Here is a 20336-nt window from a genome sequence, read left to right on the forward strand (position 1 = left end):
GGAAAACTGTTTGTATTTTCTATGGTTCCCTTTCCAAGTCTTTCAAGGTGCGATTATCATCTGTTCTCCAGGCAGTTAAACCATTGGTGCTTCGACCTCTGATTATGACGGCAGCTGCACTGGGGCTGGTGAATTCATAGTCCTCAGTAAAAATATAACAGCCGTCATCAAGAGTCAGTATGCCTTTTTCAATGAGCTTCGATCTAAATTTAATTATTCTTTCTGGGCAGGAGTCAACAGCTTGCTCTACCGCTTGAGACCCTTGGAAAATGGTGAACCCGCCTTCTGATCGCTTTCCTGTTGCTGTGAGCTTTCCTTTCACTTTGCATAAGAGTATCTGGTTAGAAGCATCAGAAGGTTTGTCAGGGTTAAGAAGATTGGGTTTTTCAGGAGAAAGGCTGGTGGATGTTAGGTGGTGAATGCCCAGTACGGGTAATAATTGCAGCATCCTTTCTATGTAAACATCCATCTCGGCTCGATCAGCTTCAGGCAGTGAAGAACCACTGGATGCACTGTTCATCACAACCACTCGCTTGCTGTTGTACGCCTGTTGAATCAGCTTTCCTTCAATGTAACGAATATGAGCTTTGGTCAGGTTGTCGTCTTTGCTGACGAAGGCTGACGTATGAACCCAGTAGTCTTTATCTTCATTTTTGGCGTGTTGCTTAAGACGACTGGATACGTCCTCTGCTTCACCAATGTAGATCACAGGCTCATTTGAATCTGCATCAATACCAGAAAGAAGATAAACGCCCGGACTTTTAAGTTCCGGGCGGCTCAGAAAGTCATCAAGATCACTGCGGGGGCCAGCAATGGCCTTGCCAGTCCAGTTTGAGATCTCTGCGGTGCGAAGGCCTGTTGGACTGCCTTTGACGAGGAAGAGTTTGATTGTGGCTGGTTGCATAAGCTTATTGTTAACTGTTGTCGGTCAAGTTGGCTACTGTGTTGCTTATATTAAGAAAAGACTGAGCTAGACAGTGGCCCGTGGCGCTTGAGTAATCCTTTAATCTTACTGACTGTGTATCCAGTCTGACAGGTAATATCCTCAGGATAGCAGCCTTTCTCTCTTGCTTGCTTCATCATAAGGGAGTCCTCTTGGTTGAGCATCGCTCCTTTCCCTGATTGCTGGTAACAATATTGAATCGGCCATCAAGTGGTTAATCGAGAGTTCATTTCAAACCGGTGATTTTGGGTCATTGTTTGCCGGAGGTAACAATACCAAAGGTAAGCAATTGGATTCTACTGTCATCAATCACGGTAGCACGTGATATGCCGTACAAGTGGTTGTTTGAGCAGAATTCTCAGCTACCAACTCCCAGAGCCTATACCCAGAAAAAACGAGGTCAACCCAAAAACAAAAAATAACCCAGTCAAAAGACAGTATTTGATGACATACCCAAAGGTCAGCTCCTGATCGGCAAGCCTGATGATGCCACCAATGATAAGTTTAAAGGCAAAGTAACACCCAGAGAGAAAGAATCCCAAGGAGAGTAAATTAAACGTCAATTCCAAATCCATAATAAAAGTTCCTTACAGCAGCCAACGGTTATTTTTCTTCAATAACGCCACATATGATTTCTGAGAACAGATCCCCGTCATCAACCACAAAACCTATGCTGCCATGGTATGTGTAATAATTTTCTCGGGCAGCTTTATCCTCCGGATCAAAGACTTGTATCGTAGCAAAGACCGTATCGGTTCCTTCCTCAACCAGAACCCCGTCATGGTATAGACTTGTGAGATACGACAGGAACTCACTTGAATAATCATCGTAGTCGCTTCGATATCGGGTTTTAAAATTCTGACCCGAGTGAACCGGCAGCTCCATGATTAACTCATCCTCACAAACTATTCTTCCCTGTCTCTTTCGATGGTTGTAAACAATATCAAGAGCGCTCATGCATAACTCCTTGCACACATTTGGTTATTATTGATTTCTGTCTATCCAAGTAAAGTTATCCTGAATAAGCTTCTGCTCACCCGACCAGCGATAAGCCACCAGTCTTCCCCCAGGGCGTGCAACGCTGTAGTCAACACAGGCAACCTGGTCACTCATTGGCCTGGGCTGTCCATTCATCCAGTAATGTCCTACAAATAACGGTACTGTATCCGTGTAGCGATAACTTTGTTCGGGCAGTGGAGTGTTGGGCAATTCTGCCTGTCCTGTCCCGATGGTTGCATTTGACCAATGAATTGCTTGTTCATCCCACCAGCGAATGCGGGCAGCGGTTCGCAGATTTCCTTTTTTATCTCTGAAACTAACGCCTGGTGGTAGTTCCAGCTCTACCCCTTTCAATAGGTACTCTATTGCATGGTAGAGCGGGTGTGATTTATCAGAAGCTGGAACATAAGCATCCGGTGTCAGGCAGTTATTTTCATCGAGAAAGGGGGCGACAATAGGAAAGCTGGTGTGATGCCATACTGCATGGATGATTCTCAATTCTCCCAGATCCAGAAACAGTGGCAGTGTCTTAAACCAGCTTATAGCCTCCTGATGTATGCGGGATTGAAATGGAAACTCAGCAATAAACTCCGCATGATCCCTGATGTTCTTCTCATTATGTGGGCGGAGGAAATCGCCAGCACCATCCGATATCGAATAACAGATGGCATTAAACTCATGGTTACCCATCACAGCAAGTGCAGTTTCCTGCTCGACCATCGAACGACAAATATCAATGGTTTTACGGTGTTGCCCCTGGCCATCTATAAAGTCCCCAACAAAAATGGCTTTCCGTTCGGGGTGGCGATATGCGGAGTTACGTCGTTCATAACCAAGCTTGAGCAGAAAGGCTTCCAGCTCATCAGCCCGCCCATGAATATCTCCAATAATGTCGTACATTCTTATTCTCATTGCATAGCGGAGGAGTGAGAAGGTTATCAGATTCAGTCTGATGAGAGAAAAGAGATCAACTGGTCATGATCCAGACTGTGATGCCAGCCAGGAAGATGGTCATCAATAAACTGTTCAACAAGCTCCCTTGACTGCATGACTTGTTGGGTTCCATGGTCACGAATAGCTTTCAGCGATTGCTGGTAATGTTTTTGATCCTGCAGGCCAGCTTTAAACTGTTGTTTTTGCTCTGACGTTTTCGCTGCCAATTCCTTCTGGCTGGTTTTGTGTTGTGACAGCTTTGAGAGAACACGCTTGAACTCTGTTGTAAGTAAATAGCGTTTCTCAGCCAGCAGCTGAAGATCATTATAAAGTTCTGCAAGCAGCTCAGAAGCGACCTGCTCTCCGATTTCCAGATAATTACGATTTGCCCTGGCATAGGTGGGCACATGACGACCAGTCCTGTATCCAGAGAAGGGGAATGTTATTTCTACTGTTAAACCAGATCGGGAGAGGTCAGAGATGATACCTGAGACTGAATGACCATCAATGGTCAAAGAGATGTGCTTATTCATTTTTTTAGTTCCTGTTTAGCGAGATTTATTAAGCGCCTGCAAGTAGGACTAAATTGGCGCTGACGGTTTAGGCTAATATATTCTGTGCAATAGGTCAAGAATAAGTCTCTTTCAATATGAAATGAGCCTGCTTCAGGCTCATTTCATATTGAAAGAGACTGAATACTTGCCTCGCTACCTAGGCGGCCCCATCCATCTCCATCCAAACCTTCAAAGGTCACTACGCTCCCAATGAGAGGCTATGGATGGAGAATTCCACGAGTTTCGTTAAACTGCTGGGTGACAGCGACGAAGGATACTTTATGCTTGTCGAACACCTCCACCAGCCGGGCAAAGTCAGTCAGCGACCTTGAAAGGCGATCCACTTTATAAACAACCACTACATCAATCTTTCCCGCTTCCACATCGTTCTTTAATCGCTGAAGCGCAGGTCTTTCCATATTGCCACCAGAAAAGCTGCCATCGTCGTATCATCCGGCACCAGAATTTCCAGCATTTTTCACAGAGAATACCTAACTCTCAGGGGTCGCATCGGCCCGGATTTCTCGTTAGAAAGACTCTGCCTAACGAACGATATCGAGTGGGTATTGCTCAATAATTAATCATTAGGTAAACCCCCGGCTATGCCGGGGAGACTCGCATAGGTTATACCGAGGCTTCGGTAGCTAACCTCAAAGGTTCCGCCAAGAACCAAGAGGTTTAACTTATGCCAGACTACAAAAGTCTGACTCATACTCGTTGGGATTGTAAGTATCACATTGTCTTTATTCCCAAAAAAAGGCAAAAGGTTATTTATGGGAGCTTGAGAAAATTTCTGGGAGCCATTTTCCACGATCTTGCCAGTCGCAAAGGGTGTGAAATTGTGGAAGGGCATTTGATGCGAGATCACGTTCATATTTGCATTAGCATTCCGCCGAAATACTCTGTTTCCAATGTTGTTGGCTATTTGAAGGGTAAATGCGCAATAGCTATTGCGAGACACTTCAAAGGTAAGCAGAGGAATTTTTCTGGTGAGCATTTCTGGGCAAGAGGGTATTTCGTCAGCACAGTAGGTCTTGATGAAGATGTGGTTAGGGAATATATCCGAAATCAGGAGAAAAATGATGAAACACGAGATCAGCTGAAACTTGGTTTTGACACGCGCCCTTGGGCGCAATAAAAGCCCTTTGAGGGCGTCACCTAATAAGCCTCCGGCTCTGCCGGAGGTCATTTAACTTGCAGTCGTTTACTAGCAATGATGCTCTAAGTTTTCTGAAGCTTTGCTATGGACGCTACCATTTCTTCAAACTCTTCTCTACGAGATTTTTCCAGAGTCATTTGCAGTTTTGTTTCCACTCGCATAATTTCTTTTCGGGTAGTTTTCAGCAACTCAATTCGTACCGACTTCTTGTTAGCCACCTTAGGCTGAGTCTCTGATCAGTCTTAGCTGACTTCAGTTTTTCAAGCTTGCAAACGGTTGTCTAATGCTGGGCGAGTAATTGGCCTATTTTGAGCTAAATTCAGAACAACCAGTCAATAAGTCAGCGACTTTGCCAGCTTTTCGGTAGCCATATAGAGCCATCTGGATTTTCATCGATCAAAGCCTATGTCACAAAAGAGTCACTGTGCCGGTCACTGACCAGAGAGAAAGACACTGACCTACCAGTCGCTCATGGCGTTTTTTAATGCTATCTTCGGTCCAGTCGTCCAGATCACATATCTCTTTCGTTAAATCAAACGACACTTTCTTGTTATGGCGGGCATAGCTTTCCAGCTTTTTGGGAAAACTATGGTGCTGGGCGCTACTGTTTTTGGCACCGCCAAGTAGCGTTAGATTTCCGAGTTTTTGTACCCACTGTGCATGGCAGTCATCAGAAAACCTTTCCTGCCAGTAGTTATCCTTGCGGCTCTGGGGAAGGATATGCTCAATGGAGAGACGGTGGTAACTTTTCTCGACACTGTCATCCTGCATTTCCTCTTCCAACCTCAATAGAACAGCCCTAACCATCTGTATTTTGTTGGGTGAGGGTTCGTAAAGATCACCCTGAATATGATGAGCAAAGTCCGCATTGTCAGCGTGGACATTAATGCCCTCAATAATTGAATTAAGATCATGCCCCTGGTTAATCCGAGTCAGCACTTCGAAGTACATCATCTCCCGCTTGCTTTTAATCAGTTTACGAATCCAGCTTTGGTAGAGCACTTTTTCAAAGGCCATTAAGAAGGTATCAATATCTTGTGGTGTAAAGCACTTATCGGTTGAGGCCCGGTTAAGAAATGCCAGTACCGCAGGAAACCATTCATCTGGTAGCAGGTTCAGGAAGCGGATACGTTTGCGGGTCAAGCCCTCAAAATCCGAATCCCGCAGTGCCTGATAATTCTTGGCTGAGGCCAGCAGATCACTAATCAGAGGAAGCACTTCACCATTATATTCATCCTGCAGGCGTTTAGTGTATGCAGCAAGAGGCTTGGGCGTAACGCGGTCTTTGTCCTTTTTATTGGCTATAGTATTGAAGTTCAGGAACCGATCAATATTTTCAATCCCGATAATATCTTCCAGCTGTGACCACTTTTGCTCAACGGTTGAGGAAGGTATTCGATTTACCTCTGCCTGTTCGAACAGTTTATTCTTGATCAGATCGCCGTCGGTAAGTGGGGTTCCCCGGTTATTCAATACATTGAAGAGCCGGTAAGAAGAAGCAAAATCCTCGGTACGAACAAAAACAATAAACACATTACGCAACAGATAGCGGGTAAGCCTGATCAGCGTCGCTTCATCATAGTCGGCCAGATATTCACCAATCCCCCTGAAATTGTTGATGAAAAGGCTCTCGGTATGGGTAGGTTTGTCGGGAAGGTTGGTATCCTTGCCCATGACGACATGATTGGTAAACAGCTCGAACTCTTTCAGCCGTATCTGCAAGCGAGGTTCTTCCGGTATATCCGAATATGGGTCTTCATGGAGAATGCGCTCCTGGAGGTCGGCTTTTACTTTAACATTGCTGATGAGCTGACACAGTTTTGCGCAAATCAGTGTCAGCGTGGTCAGGCGTTGCTGGCCATCCACCACTTCAAACCGGTAGTCGTTTTTCTGATCCTGAATACAAATCAGGCTACCGATAAAATATTCACTCTCGCCTTGCTCCATGCTGGTGAAAATATCCTCCACAAGCTGCTTGGCATTATCTTCGCTCCAGGAGTAGGGTCTCTGGTAAGGTGGAATGACAAAAGTTTTGGTTTGGACGAGTACGTCCTCAATTTTCAGTTCTTCGGCTTTCATAAAGGTTCTGCCCTCTAATGAATGGGGCTTGGATGAATCATTGTGCAAAAGTGAGGTTAGTGTCTAACCTCACAGGTTCTTATACCTTATCAAGGCAGTAGTTAAAGGTACTTTTTCATAACCGCCTCTTTTTTGGCTGGTGTTGCGGCGATGATGGCCTGGGCTTCGGCGATTTTAGTCTCCAGTGCTTTGACTTTGGTAACGAATGTCTCTTGCTCGGCTAGAGAAGGTACGGGTACCTTGATGTTTTTCATCACTGTCGCATTGATATTGGACTGATTAATCGACTTGGAAGCTTTGCCCCGGGCTTCTGTCAGAAAAGCCTGAGAGTTCATCATCTTGACCAGAAATTCCGGGAGAATCTGGTTTTTATCTGGCGTAACTCGCACGAGGTAAGAGGCAAAACAGTAATCGCCGTCTAAATCAAACAGGCCGGTTTTGCCCACATGCTCAATACTGTTGGTGCGGTTAAACAGCAAATCGCCCTTGTTCAGCTGGTATTTGACGAACTCATCTTGACTGATATCGGCGCACTTCATGCGTAAGCGCTTAGCCAACAACACCTACCCCGCAATGCTTAAGTGGGATATTTTAAAGATTCCGGCTTGATGTTCATCGGCAACAGCTGTTCCACGTCCGCGTCTTTCTCCAGGGCCGGTAGAATCGTCAACACATGCCGTAGCCACGCGTAAGGCTCGTGTCCGTTGATTTTGGCAGTTTCCACCAGTGTGTATAGAACCGCACTGCTGCGTGCACCAGCAATACTGTCTGAGAATAGCCAGCCTTTGCGCCCCATCACGAAGGGTTTGATCGCCCGTTCTGATGCGTTGTTGTCAATGTCCACAAGACCATTGTCCAGATAGCGCACAAGGTACGTCCACTGGTTCTGCATGTAGCGGACCGCCTCACCCAGCTTGCTTTTGGGGGTGACATTCAGCGCCTGTCTTTCCAGCCAGACCTTGATTTTGTCCATCACCGGACCGGCGTCGTTTTGCCTCGCCAGGCGTCGCTCATCCGGTGTTTTGTCCCGCACTCTCTGTTCTATGGCGTAAAGTTTTTTGATCAGTGATAACATCTGCCCAGGTCTGGACGTTGCCAGCTTCTTGTTTTTTGGCAGCACATCAAAGGCTTCCTTGAATTTCCTGCGGGCATGCGCCATACAACCTACCAGAGTGATGCCCGGTTGCTGCTTCTCCAGCTTTTTATAAGCGCTGTAGCCATCGCATTGCAGAGTACCCTGATAGCCAGCCAAAAAGCTGATCGGATGTTCAGATCCACGCCCCTGCTGGTATTCGTAGATGACAATGGGCGTACTGTAAGCACCATTGCGATAGAGCCACATATACGATTTGCTGGCCGCCTCTCGCCCCGGTTCTTTCAGCACTTGTAGGGTTGTTTCATCCGCCATGATCGCCGGTTGTTTCAACAGCTGCAGTTTGAGCGCATCGTACAGCGGAGTTAGCAGCTGTGCCGTTCTTATCATCCAGTTGGCCAGTGTCGCACGACTGATGTCGACATTCAGGCGTTTTAGGATGGAGACCTGCCGGTACAGTGGCAGCGCATCGCCGTACTTGCTGACGGTCAACCAGGCCAGCAGGCCGGGGGTCGCAATGCTTTTAGGTATAGGAGAGGCTGGAACGGGAGCAATCTTCACGCCGATCTCACAGCTGCGGCAGCCGTACTTCGGACGAACATGTTCAATAACCCTGGCTTGTGCCGGAACAATATCCAGCTTTTCGCTGGTTTCTTTGCCGATAACATGGAGTTTGCTACCACAACAGTCACACTGTTTGTCTTCTTCGGGAATGTCGTGGACGATTTGTTCTCTCGGGAGGTCTTTCGATAGCGGTCGACGAACAGGTTTCTTACGCTCATAGCTGATCTGCTCAACCTCTGGCGTATCATCCTGTTGATCTTCGGCTTCAGCGACAACTTCTTCCACCTCGTTGAATAGCGCCTGCTGGCCTTCGAAACGTTCACTGGAAGGCCCATAGTTTTTGTGGCGATGCAGGCGAAACTGTTCTTCAAGCCACTGCACCTTCAATTGAAGGTCATGCTTTTGGCGCTCCAGCTTTGCTATCGTTTTTTTCAGCTGTTTGTTTTCTTGTGCGGCGGATATTGTCATGACGACAATTGTACATCCCCGGACAACAGTCTTCTGCTGCGATTCGGTATCATCAGGTGACAGTCTGATACTGCAATGCTCGGTGGGCCTGCTTTTGTTCCAGCTGGAGTCCATCCAGCAGCCAGTTGAGCTGCTGGCGTGTCAGATTCACACTCTCATTGTTGCTTACCTTTGGCCATTGAAAGCGACCTTTCTCAAGTCGCTTGTAATAAAGCCAAAAGCCGGAGCCATCCCAGTGCAGAATCTTTATCTTGTCCCGCTGGCGGTTGCAGAACACAAACAGGCTGCCGGACAGGGGATTGAGTGCCAGGCATTCACTGACAATCACCGCCAGGCCATCGATGGATTTGCGCATGTCTGTCACACCCGTGGCCAGATACACAGGGTGATTGATATTAGCAGTCATCATCAGCCGATTACCTGGAGTAAACGTTGCAGACAGGCGACATCGAAATCTGAAGCCAGAGCCACAGTAAAGCCTCGGGGCGTTACAAGAGAGATGCCGGATTCCGGTGTTTGAACCTGATTGGTGTCATTATTATCTACTTTTACAGGAACCAGTGTTTGCTGCGGTTTCGGGGCAGATTGAAGGCGACGTTTATGGTAGCCGAATGTTTTGATTGGCAGCCCGTTGCGGCGGACATATTCAGCCTGGGACAGGCCACTGTTCTGCCAGGCTTCGATGTGGTCTTTCCAGTATTGCTGCTTTTGTTCTCTGGTCATAGGAACCTCCAAGGTCAGGGAGGTTAAAGTATTCAGGAGGTTGTGCAGGGTTTGAAGGTGTTGTTGGCTAAACGCTTACCTTCATGCTGCCATTGTCAACCATACGACCCAGGATGACTTCATTCATTCGGAAAATCTTGTAGCCGATGCCTGCCTCGTTCATCTTTTTGTTGAGGCCGTACTGTGGAGGAGTTTTGAGTAGTTTGCCAATTTCTTCGCGAGCAAACTCTAGCGCGTAGAAATGTTGAGTGAGTTTATCTATCTGGTCAGAGTGCTGTTTTATGAATGTTTCAGCATCTTTTGTGTTGCTGTCAATCAGCCGCCATTCTGCTACCACCCTGCTACGTGTCACTGGGTCAGACTGAGGGATAAGCATGGGAGCAATATCCTTTGGGTAGACGTGAGGTTGTGCAGCACCTTTCGCATGGCTTTGAATCTCACTCTGCCTGCATTTCATAATGTTGAATAAGTACTCTGTATGCTCATCGGTCGAACCGCGAACAGTAGAGCAGTCAGAAGCAAAAATTTCTTCATCCCAAAAGTTTACATAACCAGCATTTGCGCCAGATGCACTGACAGTGATGGTGTTTTTTGCACGATTGGCCTGATTATGGGTGTAGGCATAACTGATCCCGCCAGCAATGACTTTATATTCACCAGGGGTTGATTTTTTTTCTGTGATTGATGTTCCTTTCTGAATCTCTGCCACGCTGCTGAGCGGTACAAGAGGCCATCTGGAAGTAATAACAACTTTTTCTGTAAGTGATATCAAAAATTGCTTTTCGAAGGTAGCACGAGAAAAATCCAGCATCTCCACCAGTCGAGAAGGCTTTGCAACACTACTTAGGTTCTCAGGAATATCACTTAACGCATCCGCAAAATTGGCACCAATGTAATGGCTCAATTTCTCCGGATTGCTGCGATTAAACTGCATTGGATGGTCATGATCCGGACCATCGTACAGCGCCGTGATGTGCTTGCCGTTGGCATCTTCAATCAGTTTTATGCCTTCATCCCCTTTGGCACTGGACCAGTCATAACCGAGAAATTGTTTGATCTCTTTGGTGGCAGAAGGGCTGCGGATAATCAGCACCGGGTTGGCCTGGTCTGAGGCAAGGCAAAAAAAGTACAACTTATCCTGCTCAATTTCTCGAACATACTTTAGATAGTGTTTGGCAATCTCTGTCTGTTGGTCGTTCTTGCTCAGAACTTTGAACGTTTTCTTTTTCTTCAGGTTCTTCAGCTCAGTGCTTTTTTCAAACGCGTCGTGGTAAGGCTGAAAATGTTGATGTTGCTTCCAGGCTCCAGATGCTTCACCCCGGAGCAGGCTAAAATAATCGCCTTTCGGTACATTGATATGCGTGGTGTACATACCAATCAGGTAGCCATCCCGGTAGGCTTCTGCTCTATGAGTTGATGCAGCAGACCCTTTAAACCACTCGGCGACACGCTCTTTAAAGTGCTCAGCGGTATCGGGCTGTGTCAGTTTACGGCGCAGGAACAGGGTGACCGTGTTGGTGCCTGTCTTTCCAAAGGTACCGCTGCCGAACTCAGCAATGGCAATGATATCGAAATACTGCAACAGGATTTCACGGGCACGGATATAGCTTGAACCACCGTTGGAGAGGATGGAAGAGGGCAGGATGATGGCAGCAACCCCTTCACTTTTTAATAGCTGTTTGGCCCGTTCAATAAAGAAGGTTTCAATACTTCCAGCCGTTTCGGGGTCGTTGATGGTATCGCTCAGAGAGTAGGCTGTGCGTTCATTCTCCTGCAGCGTTTCCAGAAATCCTTTGACGCTGTAGGGAGGGTTTGCCACCAGCAAATCAAAATGGTCATCTTTAATATCCGGATAAGCACTGTGGCTATTGATCAGACCATCACCGTAACAGATCTTGATACCTTGCTGGCCGTACATAAAGGTTGAGACTTTGGCCACTTTGGAGAGCCGGTACTCCTTTTCAATACCGACCATGGATTTATGGTACTCAGGCAGTTTGGCTTCAGGTTTATGCTGCTCCAACAAGGGCTGTAGTTGTAAAGCCAGCTCGGTCAGGAAGTGACCGGCACCACAGGCGTAATCAATGGCCATAGGTGGAGCTGCCATGTCTTGCACCATCTTTTCCAATGGTAAACTCATCAGGATAAAACGACAAATGGGCATTGGCGTGAAAAACTGCCCTTCACTCTGTTTGACTCCCTGATCCAGAAAACCCTCGAACATATCGCCCAGAAACTGGTTGTGACCTTTGGTTTCTGTCAGGCGAATGTCCTGCCACATTTGCAGAATTTTCAGTAGTACCTCTGCGTTCTGGTAGAACAGTCGCTCGTTATGTACATCAATAAAGGAAAAATCATTATTGGTAAAAAACTTTTGTTGAATAAACAGGTTCCATACGGCCCGTTGGGTTGCGTCCGGATTTTGCTTGATAAAGCGCAGGGCGTTATTCACATCAAGCTGATTGATGTAGGTGATATCTTCGCCAAGGAATTTATCCATACCGGACTGATAGAGCTGCTGAAGACGATCCATCAGGTCAAAGTGCGTATCATAAGCGACACCTTTCCAGTAAAACTTGAGATCGTTCGGGTTTTCTATTTCGTCCACCAGCTTGCAGAGAAACAGGTTAACCAGCTTATCAAAGGCGTTTTCTCGACCGGACACATTGTGTTGGCGAAGAATGGTGGCAAACTCGTGATACTTTTTCTGTTGGTTTGTAGCTGTGATAGCGTGCAAATCAGAAAGTGCGTATTTGTCTTTGCCGATATGGTAGGCCTGTATGCTGTCTTCAAAGATACCCTGGGTGGTGTAGTCCAGCTGATAGGTATCACGCCACACCGCAAAGCGCTCCTTTACGTCTTTTGCTTTACTGAATGATGGAAGACTCAGGTTATCGGCTAAGTACTGCTCATTATCCCGATGGGCAATAATATGGCTCTTATATTGCAGCTTCTTTTCAAAAGAGGAGGCGTAAAGACAGAGGAACTGTGTTTCACTTATTTGCTGAGCGTAGCTGAATAGCTGGTCGCCATCCTGCTGGGTTTTACTCCAGGCTTTCTTAAACTCCGGACCAAAGGTTTTACACTCAATAATCAGCAAGGGTTTGACAAAGTTGTCTTTTATCAGAATATCAGCCCGGCCACCACTAGCCCCCCGTCCTACTTTCCATTTTGGTTCCAGCTCAATATGTTCTGGCTTGTAGCCTTTCTCCAGTAGACGGTGGACGCACTCAAAAACAACAAAATTCTCGGGCTGGGAAAAGTTGCAAGTCTGCCGCTCGTTTATCACCAAGCCATCGGGCTCGGGGTAGAGCAGCTCCTCTTTGTCTATGTCCGCAGCTAATGTACTTGACCCGATGGTCTTGCTGTAAGTGGAATGCTTTTTTTCAAAGCCAAGGGACTCAAGCAGAGCGGGGAAATTGTCGCGGGTGATCATTCCGTTCCTTCATGCGATATCAGGCTGATGGTACACAGGGGAGGTTAGCTTACTGTACAACTTTCGGCTTTGTATAGGCTTGAATAGTGATCTTGCTCAGAGCGTCAGCTGTTGTCTTGGGTATAATATCAGAATTTTCAGTGTATTTAGAGTTAATCATTGCGGATCTGAATTTCAGGCAGTTCTTCTCAGATTTGTAGCATTATCAGCCGTTTTTGAGGCACTTGGGCGTATTAAAAAATAAATAGGAAACCCTTATATTTGACACGGTAGCTTGGGAGACTGGTTGTAAGCCCAATAGATTACTGAATTTAAACGTGAATGTATTTGTTATGTTTGCGGATGAGAGTAGATTGGCGGTAATAGCCCCTGAGATGACAGGGGCCTTGAGCTGTCAGAGGACTTTTATGTCCAGGACTACGGGTACAAATTTCCTACCCTGAAGTTTACTACCCATAGTCAAGCTGACCTCAGTGGGGTATTCGAGGCTTTCCAACTTTCTGATACAGCTTTCATCCAGATCGAACTCTTCCATCTCGTAACCCCCTGATCCTGTAACGGTGAAATTACGGGTATTAGTCGAAACCACCTGTCGTACAGTATAAAGCTTGGAAAGTTCAAAGTTCTTCTGATATCTGGGTGAATAGCCGTGGCCTGTCTTATAGCCGAGCAAGATAAAGTGATCTGGATGGCTCGGGGTTAAGGGGGCATCATTCTGGCGTTCATGTTCTTCCATTGCCTGATTTGCCTGCATCATCATAAGATCGGCTTTTTGTTGCAGCTTTTTTTGGAGCTGCAGGTGGACAGGGTTGTGAATCCATTTCCTGGGCGCTTCTGAGATTACAGCTATTGCAATGGCCTCTGGAGATGCGTCCCTGTCCAGACCAGAGAGGTCGATTTCCATCATGCAGGTATTGGCTTCCTGCACTTTTTGTTTTTTGATGTTATCTACCTCATGGGTGACCCGGATTTCTATATCCAGATCCTGTTGTTCATAAGGATAGCCGGTTGCATCAGACCGGTAACCGGGTTTCAGTACCTCGAGACCTACCTCTTCAAAATCGATCATTTCACTGGTGACCCGTTCTCTGGCTGTGTGAATTTTTCCCGCTTTATCCACTGAACTGGCAGAAATATGATCTTCAGGTATGCGAACTTTTTTATGTGATGCAATGACCTGTTTGGCAAAGCGGTGAAGGGTGGTTTCTATGCAGCTTTCGCTTTCCTGACCCTGGTGGTGAGCAAAATGATGCGTTCTGACTTCACCTTTTCTGGCAATCAGGGGAGTTTTGCAGCCTGGGCAAATGCAGTCACAATCCAGTCCGCTTTTAACTTCTGAAATGTGGAGAAGCTGGCCGTTTTGTTCTCCGAATTTTAACTCGGCCTGGAGCTTGTTCTGTGTGCTTTCGATATCCATGATCCAATCCTCTAATATCTATTCTGATCAGTGAGCCAGCGAGTGCTGGTGAGGTTAATACTGGTATGGCATAGTCTTTCCAAACAGAGATAAACCCCGCTAAAAGGGGTTATAAGGGGTAAAGGAATGGGTGCGGATACTGCCTGCCAAGCCAGTCTTGATGCGGCTGAGAGTGTTTTGCTGTATCTCCAGGAGATAAGAAAGAGAAAAAGTTATTTAACTTTACATGAGTGGCTTTTTTTGGCTTTGGCTGAGAAGACGAAAGAGCTGGCAACAGCAGAAATTGCCAGTGAAGACCTTTTGTTTGATCCAGAAGATCTTGTCGAATGGCTTAAGCAACATTCAGAGAAGAAAATAAAGGCTGATCAAGAGAGCGCTTCAGATTATATTTCTGGTAAGTTTTCAGCTCTGATGAAGTCGCTCAAAGATGATGTCCGTGTCAAGGATATTGCTCTGGATAACAGTCTGTCGTGCTACGGTGTTCCTGCTAAAAAGTTGGGCGGTGGTAAAGGTAATCGCAATGAATATTATTTAGAACCTGTCTTTCTGACGGAAGATGAAACGGTGGCTTTTTCTGAGGCTCAAACGGCTTATCCTGTGCCAGAAATGGGTATTCGGTATCATGAGCAAAAGAAAAAGAGTGGCCCATTGATTGCCCGATTCCTTGATGGGGTCGACATGAAAGGTTGGCGACTCTGGTTATTCCTGTCGATGGTCATTATCCCCCTGCTGGTTTTTTCCGGTTTGATGCTGAGCCCGGCGCTTTCGCTGTTTGTACCAAAACTCAAAGGAGCATTGGCGGGTTTTATGGTAGTAGGGGCTATTTTTCTTGGCGTTTTCTTCGTTTTGTTTGGTTTTATATTTCGTCTGGTAGATAAGCGTGTGGCCATGCTGCCAGACTGGGTTTCACTGAGTCCGGAATATTGGTTGTTGGAATACCGGCCAATGAAAAATGATGCTGGAGAATACAGTCACCGAAAGATAGCGCTGGTTCATTATATTGCAGACTGTAAGGTGTGTTCAGGCGAAGTCACGGTTGGAAAGGGTGGCTGGCATTTTCCCGGACGACTGGTGGGACGCTGCAATGAAAACCCGGTGGAGCATGTGTATACCTTTGATCATGTGACTCGGGTAGGCAAGCCGCTCCGGTGAGGGAGCGATGGCCTTAATTGGCTACTACCGGTAAGCAACCTTATAGGTAGAAGTATGGCTTAACCCTGAGCGATCAGAAAATCAGCAGCATTATGATTTAGCTGCATAAATTAAGGTGACATCTTCCTTGAAAATCACCGCTTGCAAACTTAGACAACTTTAGCCGTGAACACTCAAAAATGGCTTGGAATGATGAATTCTGGATGAAGTGTCCTTGGTTTTCAACAGAGCCCTTGACATTTAGGTCCATTGTAGTTTGGTGCGAACTTGTGATTCTAAAGTGATGGTTTTATGCTGTTATAACTTATAGAAATTACTGTTGTTAGCTTGTATGATCAATACTCAATGATAATAACTGTGAAGCTTAGTTTTTGGATAAAATTAATATATTACTGGTTGGTGCAACAGGGAGTGGTAAAAGCTCGACAATCAATGCTCTTCTTGGCTCAGAAGAGGCCAAGGTTGGATATGGTGTTGATCCAGAAACAATGACCATAAGTCGTTATGAGTATGGGAATAAAGTTTTGTGGGACTCTCCAGGATTAGGTGATGGAAAGGAAGCAGACAAACTCCACTCGCAAAATATCATTAAAAAGCTGCTAGAACTTGATAGTCGTGGTTGTTATTTAATAGATCAGGTAATAGTAGTGGTTGATGGCAGCAGCCGTGACCTCGGCACGACATATAAGCTTTTAGAATCCGTCATTATGCCAAACTTGGAGAACGGTAAAGAAAGATTGCTTGTTGCAATAAATCAGGCTGATCGTGCTATGAAAGGCCGACACTGGAATTATCAGGAAAATAAGCCAGAACCTGTACTTAAAGAGTTTCTTGAAAAGAAAGTAGTCTCTGTAAAGCGAAGAATAAAAGAGTCAACTGGTATCGATGTAAAAGTCGTTTACTATTCATCCACTAGTTATTAAATATAGGAAAAAGTAATTATGTTGTTAGAAGAACATTTGGCTAATGCCAAAAGCGATTGCAAGCCGGAAGATTTGGAAATTTATTCAAAGTCTGACTTGGAATTAGCGCAGCAAGAACATTCAAGAGCATCGGTTGATCTAAGGAAAGCTATCATCAGGGAGATTGAAGAGCAAAATAAACTAAGTGATCAAGCCTCTAAAATTAGTAAAAAAATACATAATGCGTCTATTTTTACTAATTTGGAAAAACTTGGTAGACAAATGGAAAATATCGAATCAGAACGAAATAGAATACAAAGGGAATATGACCGTAAGAATGAAATTCTTACAGAAAAGTTAAATAAGCTTGAAGAAAGAATAGGTATTGTAAAAGAGAGCTTAGTAAAAAGAGGTCTTATATAATAAGTTAAAACTAAATATTAATGGAGTTTTTCTTTAGGTGAAATTATGATAGAGAGTGATCTTGCAGACAATATCGAATCACTTATTTGTGATTTTGATGTAGCTGACTCTAAAAAAAGAGAAATAATTAAAAATCTATACAAGTTAAAAGAAGCGAAGATCAATGTACTAATCACCGGTGCAACTGGTTGTGGAAAAAGTTCCACTATTAATGCTCTTTTTAAAAGTGATAAGGCCAAAGTTGGTATTGGTGTCGATCCTGAAACTATGTCAGTACAAAAGTACGACTTCGATAATCTTGTACTATGGGACAGCCCAGGTTTGGGTGATGGCAAGGAGGCGGATAATCTTCATGCCAAAAATATTATTAAAAAACTGTCTGAAATCGATGAAAATGGCGATGCCTTAATCGATGTTGTTCTTGTAATCCTGGATGGTAGTAGCAGAGATCTTGGCACATCTTATGCCTTGATCAACGAAGTCATTATTCCAAACCTTGGGCCAGACAAAAAGCGATTACTGATTGCTATCAATCAGGCCGATCAGGCTATGAAGGGTAGAGGCTGGGATTTTGAAGAAAATCGTCCAGAGCCAAAGCTCGAGAAGTTTTTAGAAGAAAAAGTTTTATCCACTAAAAATAGAATCAAAGAAGCCACAGAGGTTGAGGTGGAGCCCATCTATTACTCTGCTGGTTATACGGATGAGTTTGGGCAGACACCACCTTACAACTTGGGTAAGTTGTACAGCCATATACTCGCAAGTACTCCAATTCAGAAGCGTATTATTTTCGCAGATAAGCTCAATGAAAATCCTGAGGTCTGGAAAAATAATGATGAACTTGAGGATTATGGCAAAAAAGTTAGGGCCAGTTATTCCGAGTCTATCAATGCTATTCTTGCTGGAGCTGAAGCAGGCTCTGAAGTAGGTGGCAGAATAGGTAAAGCAATAGCAGGCTCTAAAGGTGCAGTCGTGGGAGAAGTACTTGGTGCGATAATAGGTGGAGGGGCAGCATTCTTTAAATCATTTTTCTAGACTTAGCTCAGGGGGGCTCAGCTGAGGCTTTTTGACGAAAAGTATTGACGTTAAACTCAGTAATGCGACTAATTTTTCGGTTAACTGATCATAGCTGGTGGCTGCCTTATCCAATTACTGAAATATCTTCACCTTCACTCTGGTATTCGGGTCGCAGCAAGTGAATACATCAAGGAGCCGCTGTGTCACGATTGTTGATGCCTATATTGATTTATTATTAGTCATGGTGGAGGTTATCAGAAAATCATGCCGAAGGTTCCCTCCCCACCGCCATACATCAAAAACCTAGCGATTTCTGTCGCTAGGTTTTTCTGTTGTTCAGCCTTAAAAAATACGGCTTTTTCACTCCTCCCGGAGTTTTCAGTCTTCGTCGTTTAACCGAATTCTTGCCTGTTTTTTCTGTATTTTTCTCTCTTCTCTCAAACACTGTGGTCTACAGCGGTTGACGAACCACAGCTCTATTTCCCTTTTTTAATCAGTACGTTAGATCTATTTTTGGCTGTGGTTCAAATTTCTGTTCGTTGACAAACCGGCGGTAGGGGCTCGGGACGCTGAGCCAATCTATTTATTCTGCACATCCTTCTTCAATGGCCTGCATTGCCTGCTTGAAAGACTCCTGAACATCGTCAAGCCAGTACATGACTTAGTCTGGTGCTTTGCCTTGTTGAGCAGGATTACGCACCAACGATAAGGTATCTTTCATCTTGTTCAGGTTCCGTACTGGTTCCCAGCTTATGATGTCTTAATGAGGGGGTGTGGTGGAGCAAACTCGATTTGCGTGGTGAGTTATTGAGGACGCAGATTGTTGTGAGACAAGTGAAAGGTCACTATCAGTTCGACAGTGACCGGGGAGAAATAGCGGCGATTTTCATAAAGTGTTCCCGTTGTTCGCTCCAGAGCATGGGGAATGGCTTCACGCAGTCCTTGAGAGAAAGTACCCACTCTCCCGTATTACAGAGAATCGCCTCCTGAATATCGGGTGCCAGGCAGGTCAGGAACAGGATTTAGACCTTCCGGCCACACTGGTGCAGTTAGAATCCATCAATGAAGAACAACGACGGGTCAACTAGCAAAGTACCGGATGGAATTCAATATCAGTGCCGTGGCGAAAACCAACAAAGATACGACTTACACTCTGCTGGATTTAACCCGCTCTATCCGTGAGCTATTCACCACCAAACAACGCTTCACTCCTGAAGCCCGAAATATCAGCTTCAGTGAAATCCGGTTTGATATTGCCCCAAGCAATGCCCATCTTTCGTTTGCTGATTTGCAGCTACACATTGAAGTCGTCCTTTAATAACAATCCAATGCCATCTGCTCCAGCGTCGCCAAGTCAACCATTTCAAGCGCTGCCATATTGGTCGCTGCGAGGTAAACCGGCGGAGCGACACCTGCCTGATGTGCCTCTAACCAGCGACTTACGCACAGACACCAGCGGTCACCGGCTTTCAGGCCGGGAAAGCCAAACGCAGGATTAGGTGTGATGAGGTCGTTACCTTTGGACAGGGAAAATTGCAGGAACTCATCGGTCATACGGGCGCAGACCGTATGACTGCCGGAGTCCTCTGGACAGGTATGGCAATATCCGTTCCGAAAGAAGCCAGTCATTGGACTCTGACAACAAACCTCTAATTGTCTACCAAACACATTGAGCTGTTCAAACAGCATTTCTAACATTTAAAACTCTCCCATTATCAACCCATGGCCTACAGGATAGGAGAAAAACCATGTCTACGATGGACCGCAGCTTTATCGGCGCAGGCAGCATCCATATTCAGCCTTACGACAAATCCGTACCTCTGTTGCCCATCGGAATGTCAGCGAATTTAACTTCAGCTTTGAAGAAGATCGTAAAGAGTTGAAAAACTATCTGGGCGGTGGTGGCAATCGCAATGTTATCAGTCGGGTGTCGGGCATTACTGCCAATCTGGTAGCTCATGATTTTACTGCCAGTAATATCTCCCTGGCACTTCGAGTGCGATCACGCCGGTGACTGATGAAGCGCAAGAAACCTATGGTGTGGCAGGTGAATTGATTACTTTCCAGCGGTTACCTGATTTGAGTCAGGCTATCACGGTAAAAGACAGTCTGGATACCATACTGGTAGAAGGTGACGACTACCAACTGATGAAGTCTGGCATTCAGGCCATTGAAGGTGGAGGTATTGATGACCAGGGCATCAAGGTCAGTTACACCCCACTCAAGGCTAATATGATACAAGCCCTCGTAGAGTCCGGGCGAGAGTTTACCTTGTTTATGGAAGGTTGAATGATGCTCAGGAGGGGTTGCCCTTTAACATACGGGTACATTGGGTGAAGTTCTCTCCAGTACAGAGTCTGGGCTTTATCTCTGATGACTTCGCCAGCATTCCCTTGCAGGTGGATGTGCTGGCAGATACGTCGATTTCAGGGAATGGGTTGAGTTCGTTTATGCAGTTGGATCTGGCTGGGTAAGGG

At 45.6% G+C, this 20336-nt stretch carries 22 protein-coding genes and 1 pseudogene; 8 read left to right on the top strand and 15 right to left on the bottom strand.

The genetic code is table 11. The annotated features are described in order from the left end of the window. Positions 1-19 precede the first annotated feature (19 nt). From P6910_RS09655 to P6910_RS09675, 5 genes and pseudogenes are all read right to left on the bottom strand, one after another. Entirely contained in the window at positions 20-904 is an 885-nt protein-coding gene (locus P6910_RS09655) for a GIY-YIG nuclease family protein (protein WP_317146056.1), read from the bottom strand. A gap of 642 nt (positions 905-1546) precedes the next feature. Next, the gene (locus tag P6910_RS09660) at positions 1547-1900 is read right to left on the bottom strand and encodes a hypothetical protein (RefSeq protein ID WP_317146057.1); all 354 of its coding nucleotides are present in this window, start codon (positions 1898-1900) and stop codon (positions 1547-1549) included. A 27-nt stretch (positions 1901-1927) separates the two neighbouring features. Then, a complete protein-coding gene (locus P6910_RS09665) occupies positions 1928-2842 on the bottom strand; it encodes a metallophosphoesterase (RefSeq protein WP_317146058.1) in 915 nt (304 codons plus the stop codon). 44 nt (positions 2843-2886) lie between these two features. Further along, on the bottom strand, positions 2887-3408 hold the full coding sequence (locus tag P6910_RS09670) for a hypothetical protein (protein ID WP_317146059.1): 522 nt from the start codon (positions 3406-3408) through the stop codon (positions 2887-2889). A gap of 239 nt (positions 3409-3647) precedes the next feature. Beyond that, positions 3648-3866, bottom strand: a pseudogene (locus P6910_RS09675) (recombinase family protein); the annotation flags it as partial. A 248-nt stretch (positions 3867-4114) separates the two neighbouring features. Between P6910_RS09675 and tnpA (P6910_RS09680) the strand changes: the two are divergent. Beyond that, the gene (tnpA, locus tag P6910_RS09680; protein WP_317142097.1) at positions 4115-4567 is read left to right on the top strand and encodes an IS200/IS605 family transposase; all 453 of its coding nucleotides are present in this window, start codon (positions 4115-4117) and stop codon (positions 4565-4567) included. 429 nt (positions 4568-4996) lie between these two features. Here tnpA (P6910_RS09680) and P6910_RS09685 read toward each other — a convergent pair whose 3' ends face one another. The 7 genes from P6910_RS09685 to P6910_RS09715 all read right to left on the bottom strand — a co-directional run bounded on the left by P6910_RS09685 (position 4997) and on the right by P6910_RS09715 (position 14368). After that, positions 4997-6667 carry a DUF262 domain-containing HNH endonuclease family protein gene (locus P6910_RS09685; protein ID WP_317146060.1) on the bottom strand — a complete coding sequence of 557 codons (1671 nt, stop codon included), beginning with the start codon at positions 6665-6667 and terminating at the stop codon, positions 4997-4999. Positions 6668-6768: 101 nt separating this feature from the next. After that, entirely contained in the window at positions 6769-7224 is a 456-nt protein-coding gene (locus P6910_RS09690) for a restriction endonuclease subunit S (RefSeq protein ID WP_317146061.1), read from the bottom strand. A 20-nt stretch (positions 7225-7244) separates the two neighbouring features. Next, positions 7245-8792, bottom strand: coding sequence for an IS66 family transposase (gene tnpC, locus P6910_RS09695; protein ID WP_317146062.1), 1548 nt, complete (start codon positions 8790-8792; stop codon positions 7245-7247). A gap of 52 nt (positions 8793-8844) precedes the next feature. Beyond that, the gene (tnpB, locus tag P6910_RS09700; RefSeq protein WP_317146063.1) at positions 8845-9201 is read right to left on the bottom strand and encodes an IS66 family insertion sequence element accessory protein TnpB; all 357 of its coding nucleotides are present in this window, start codon (positions 9199-9201) and stop codon (positions 8845-8847) included. After that, positions 9201-9515 (bottom strand): IS66 family insertion sequence element accessory protein TnpA, encoded by a 315-nt coding sequence (gene tnpA / locus P6910_RS09705; protein WP_317146064.1) that lies wholly within the window; start codon positions 9513-9515, stop codon positions 9201-9203. The genes tnpB and tnpA (P6910_RS09705) overlap by 1 nt, the downstream gene beginning before the upstream one ends. Before the next feature lie 67 nt (positions 9516-9582). Next, on the bottom strand, positions 9583-12951 hold the full coding sequence (locus P6910_RS09710; RefSeq protein WP_317146065.1) for an N-6 DNA methylase: 3369 nt from the start codon (positions 12949-12951) through the stop codon (positions 9583-9585). A gap of 394 nt (positions 12952-13345) precedes the next feature. Further along, positions 13346-14368 carry a hypothetical protein gene (locus tag P6910_RS09715; protein WP_317146066.1) on the bottom strand — a complete coding sequence of 341 codons (1023 nt, stop codon included), beginning with the start codon at positions 14366-14368 and terminating at the stop codon, positions 13346-13348. 240 nt (positions 14369-14608) lie between these two features. Between P6910_RS09715 and P6910_RS09720 the strand changes: the two genes are divergently transcribed. The 4 genes from P6910_RS09720 (at position 14609) to P6910_RS09735 (ending at position 17877) form a co-directional block, all read left to right on the top strand. Further along, positions 14609-15520, top strand: a complete 912-nt coding sequence (locus P6910_RS09720) for a hypothetical protein (RefSeq protein WP_317146067.1) — start codon at positions 14609-14611, stop codon at positions 15518-15520. A gap of 371 nt (positions 15521-15891) precedes the next feature. Then, the gene (locus P6910_RS09725; protein WP_317146068.1) at positions 15892-16443 is read left to right on the top strand and encodes a GTPase family protein; all 552 of its coding nucleotides are present in this window, start codon (positions 15892-15894) and stop codon (positions 16441-16443) included. Between the two features lie 18 nt (positions 16444-16461). Next, on the top strand, positions 16462-16845 hold the full coding sequence (locus P6910_RS09730) for a hypothetical protein (protein ID WP_317146069.1): 384 nt from the start codon (positions 16462-16464) through the stop codon (positions 16843-16845). Positions 16846-16890: 45 nt separating this feature from the next. Continuing rightward, on the top strand, positions 16891-17877 hold the full coding sequence (locus P6910_RS09735) for a GTPase (RefSeq protein WP_317146070.1): 987 nt from the start codon (positions 16891-16893) through the stop codon (positions 17875-17877). Positions 17878-18663: 786 nt separating this feature from the next. Here P6910_RS09735 and P6910_RS09740 read toward each other — a convergent pair. Continuing rightward, positions 18664-18819, bottom strand: a complete 156-nt coding sequence (locus P6910_RS09740) for a hypothetical protein (protein WP_317146071.1) — start codon at positions 18817-18819, stop codon at positions 18664-18666. A gap of 139 nt (positions 18820-18958) precedes the next feature. Between P6910_RS09740 and P6910_RS09745 the strand changes: the two genes are divergently transcribed. Beyond that, positions 18959-19177 (top strand): hypothetical protein, encoded by a 219-nt coding sequence (locus P6910_RS09745; RefSeq protein ID WP_317146072.1) that lies wholly within the window; start codon positions 18959-18961, stop codon positions 19175-19177. Here the strand turns inward: P6910_RS09745 and P6910_RS09750 are convergent. Continuing rightward, on the bottom strand, positions 19174-19557 hold the full coding sequence (locus P6910_RS09750; RefSeq protein ID WP_317146073.1) for a DUF2237 domain-containing protein: 384 nt from the start codon (positions 19555-19557) through the stop codon (positions 19174-19176). The genes P6910_RS09745 and P6910_RS09750 overlap by 4 nt on opposite strands. Before the next feature lie 103 nt (positions 19558-19660). Further along, complete coding sequence (locus tag P6910_RS09755) at positions 19661-19819, bottom strand: hypothetical protein (RefSeq protein ID WP_317146074.1); 159 nt, start codon at positions 19817-19819, stop codon at positions 19661-19663. A gap of 50 nt (positions 19820-19869) precedes the next feature. Between P6910_RS09755 and P6910_RS09760 the strand changes: the two genes are divergently transcribed. Beyond that, positions 19870-20148, top strand: a complete 279-nt coding sequence (locus tag P6910_RS09760; RefSeq protein WP_317146075.1) for a hypothetical protein — start codon at positions 19870-19872, stop codon at positions 20146-20148. A gap of 44 nt (positions 20149-20192) precedes the next feature. Next, the gene (locus tag P6910_RS09765; protein ID WP_317146076.1) at positions 20193-20333 is read left to right on the top strand and encodes a hypothetical protein; all 141 of its coding nucleotides are present in this window, start codon (positions 20193-20195) and stop codon (positions 20331-20333) included. Positions 20334-20336: the final 3 nt, after the last annotated feature.

This window comes from Endozoicomonas sp. 8E (assembly GCF_032883915.1).
GTDB lineage: Bacteria > Pseudomonadota > Gammaproteobacteria > Pseudomonadales > Endozoicomonadaceae > Endozoicomonas_A.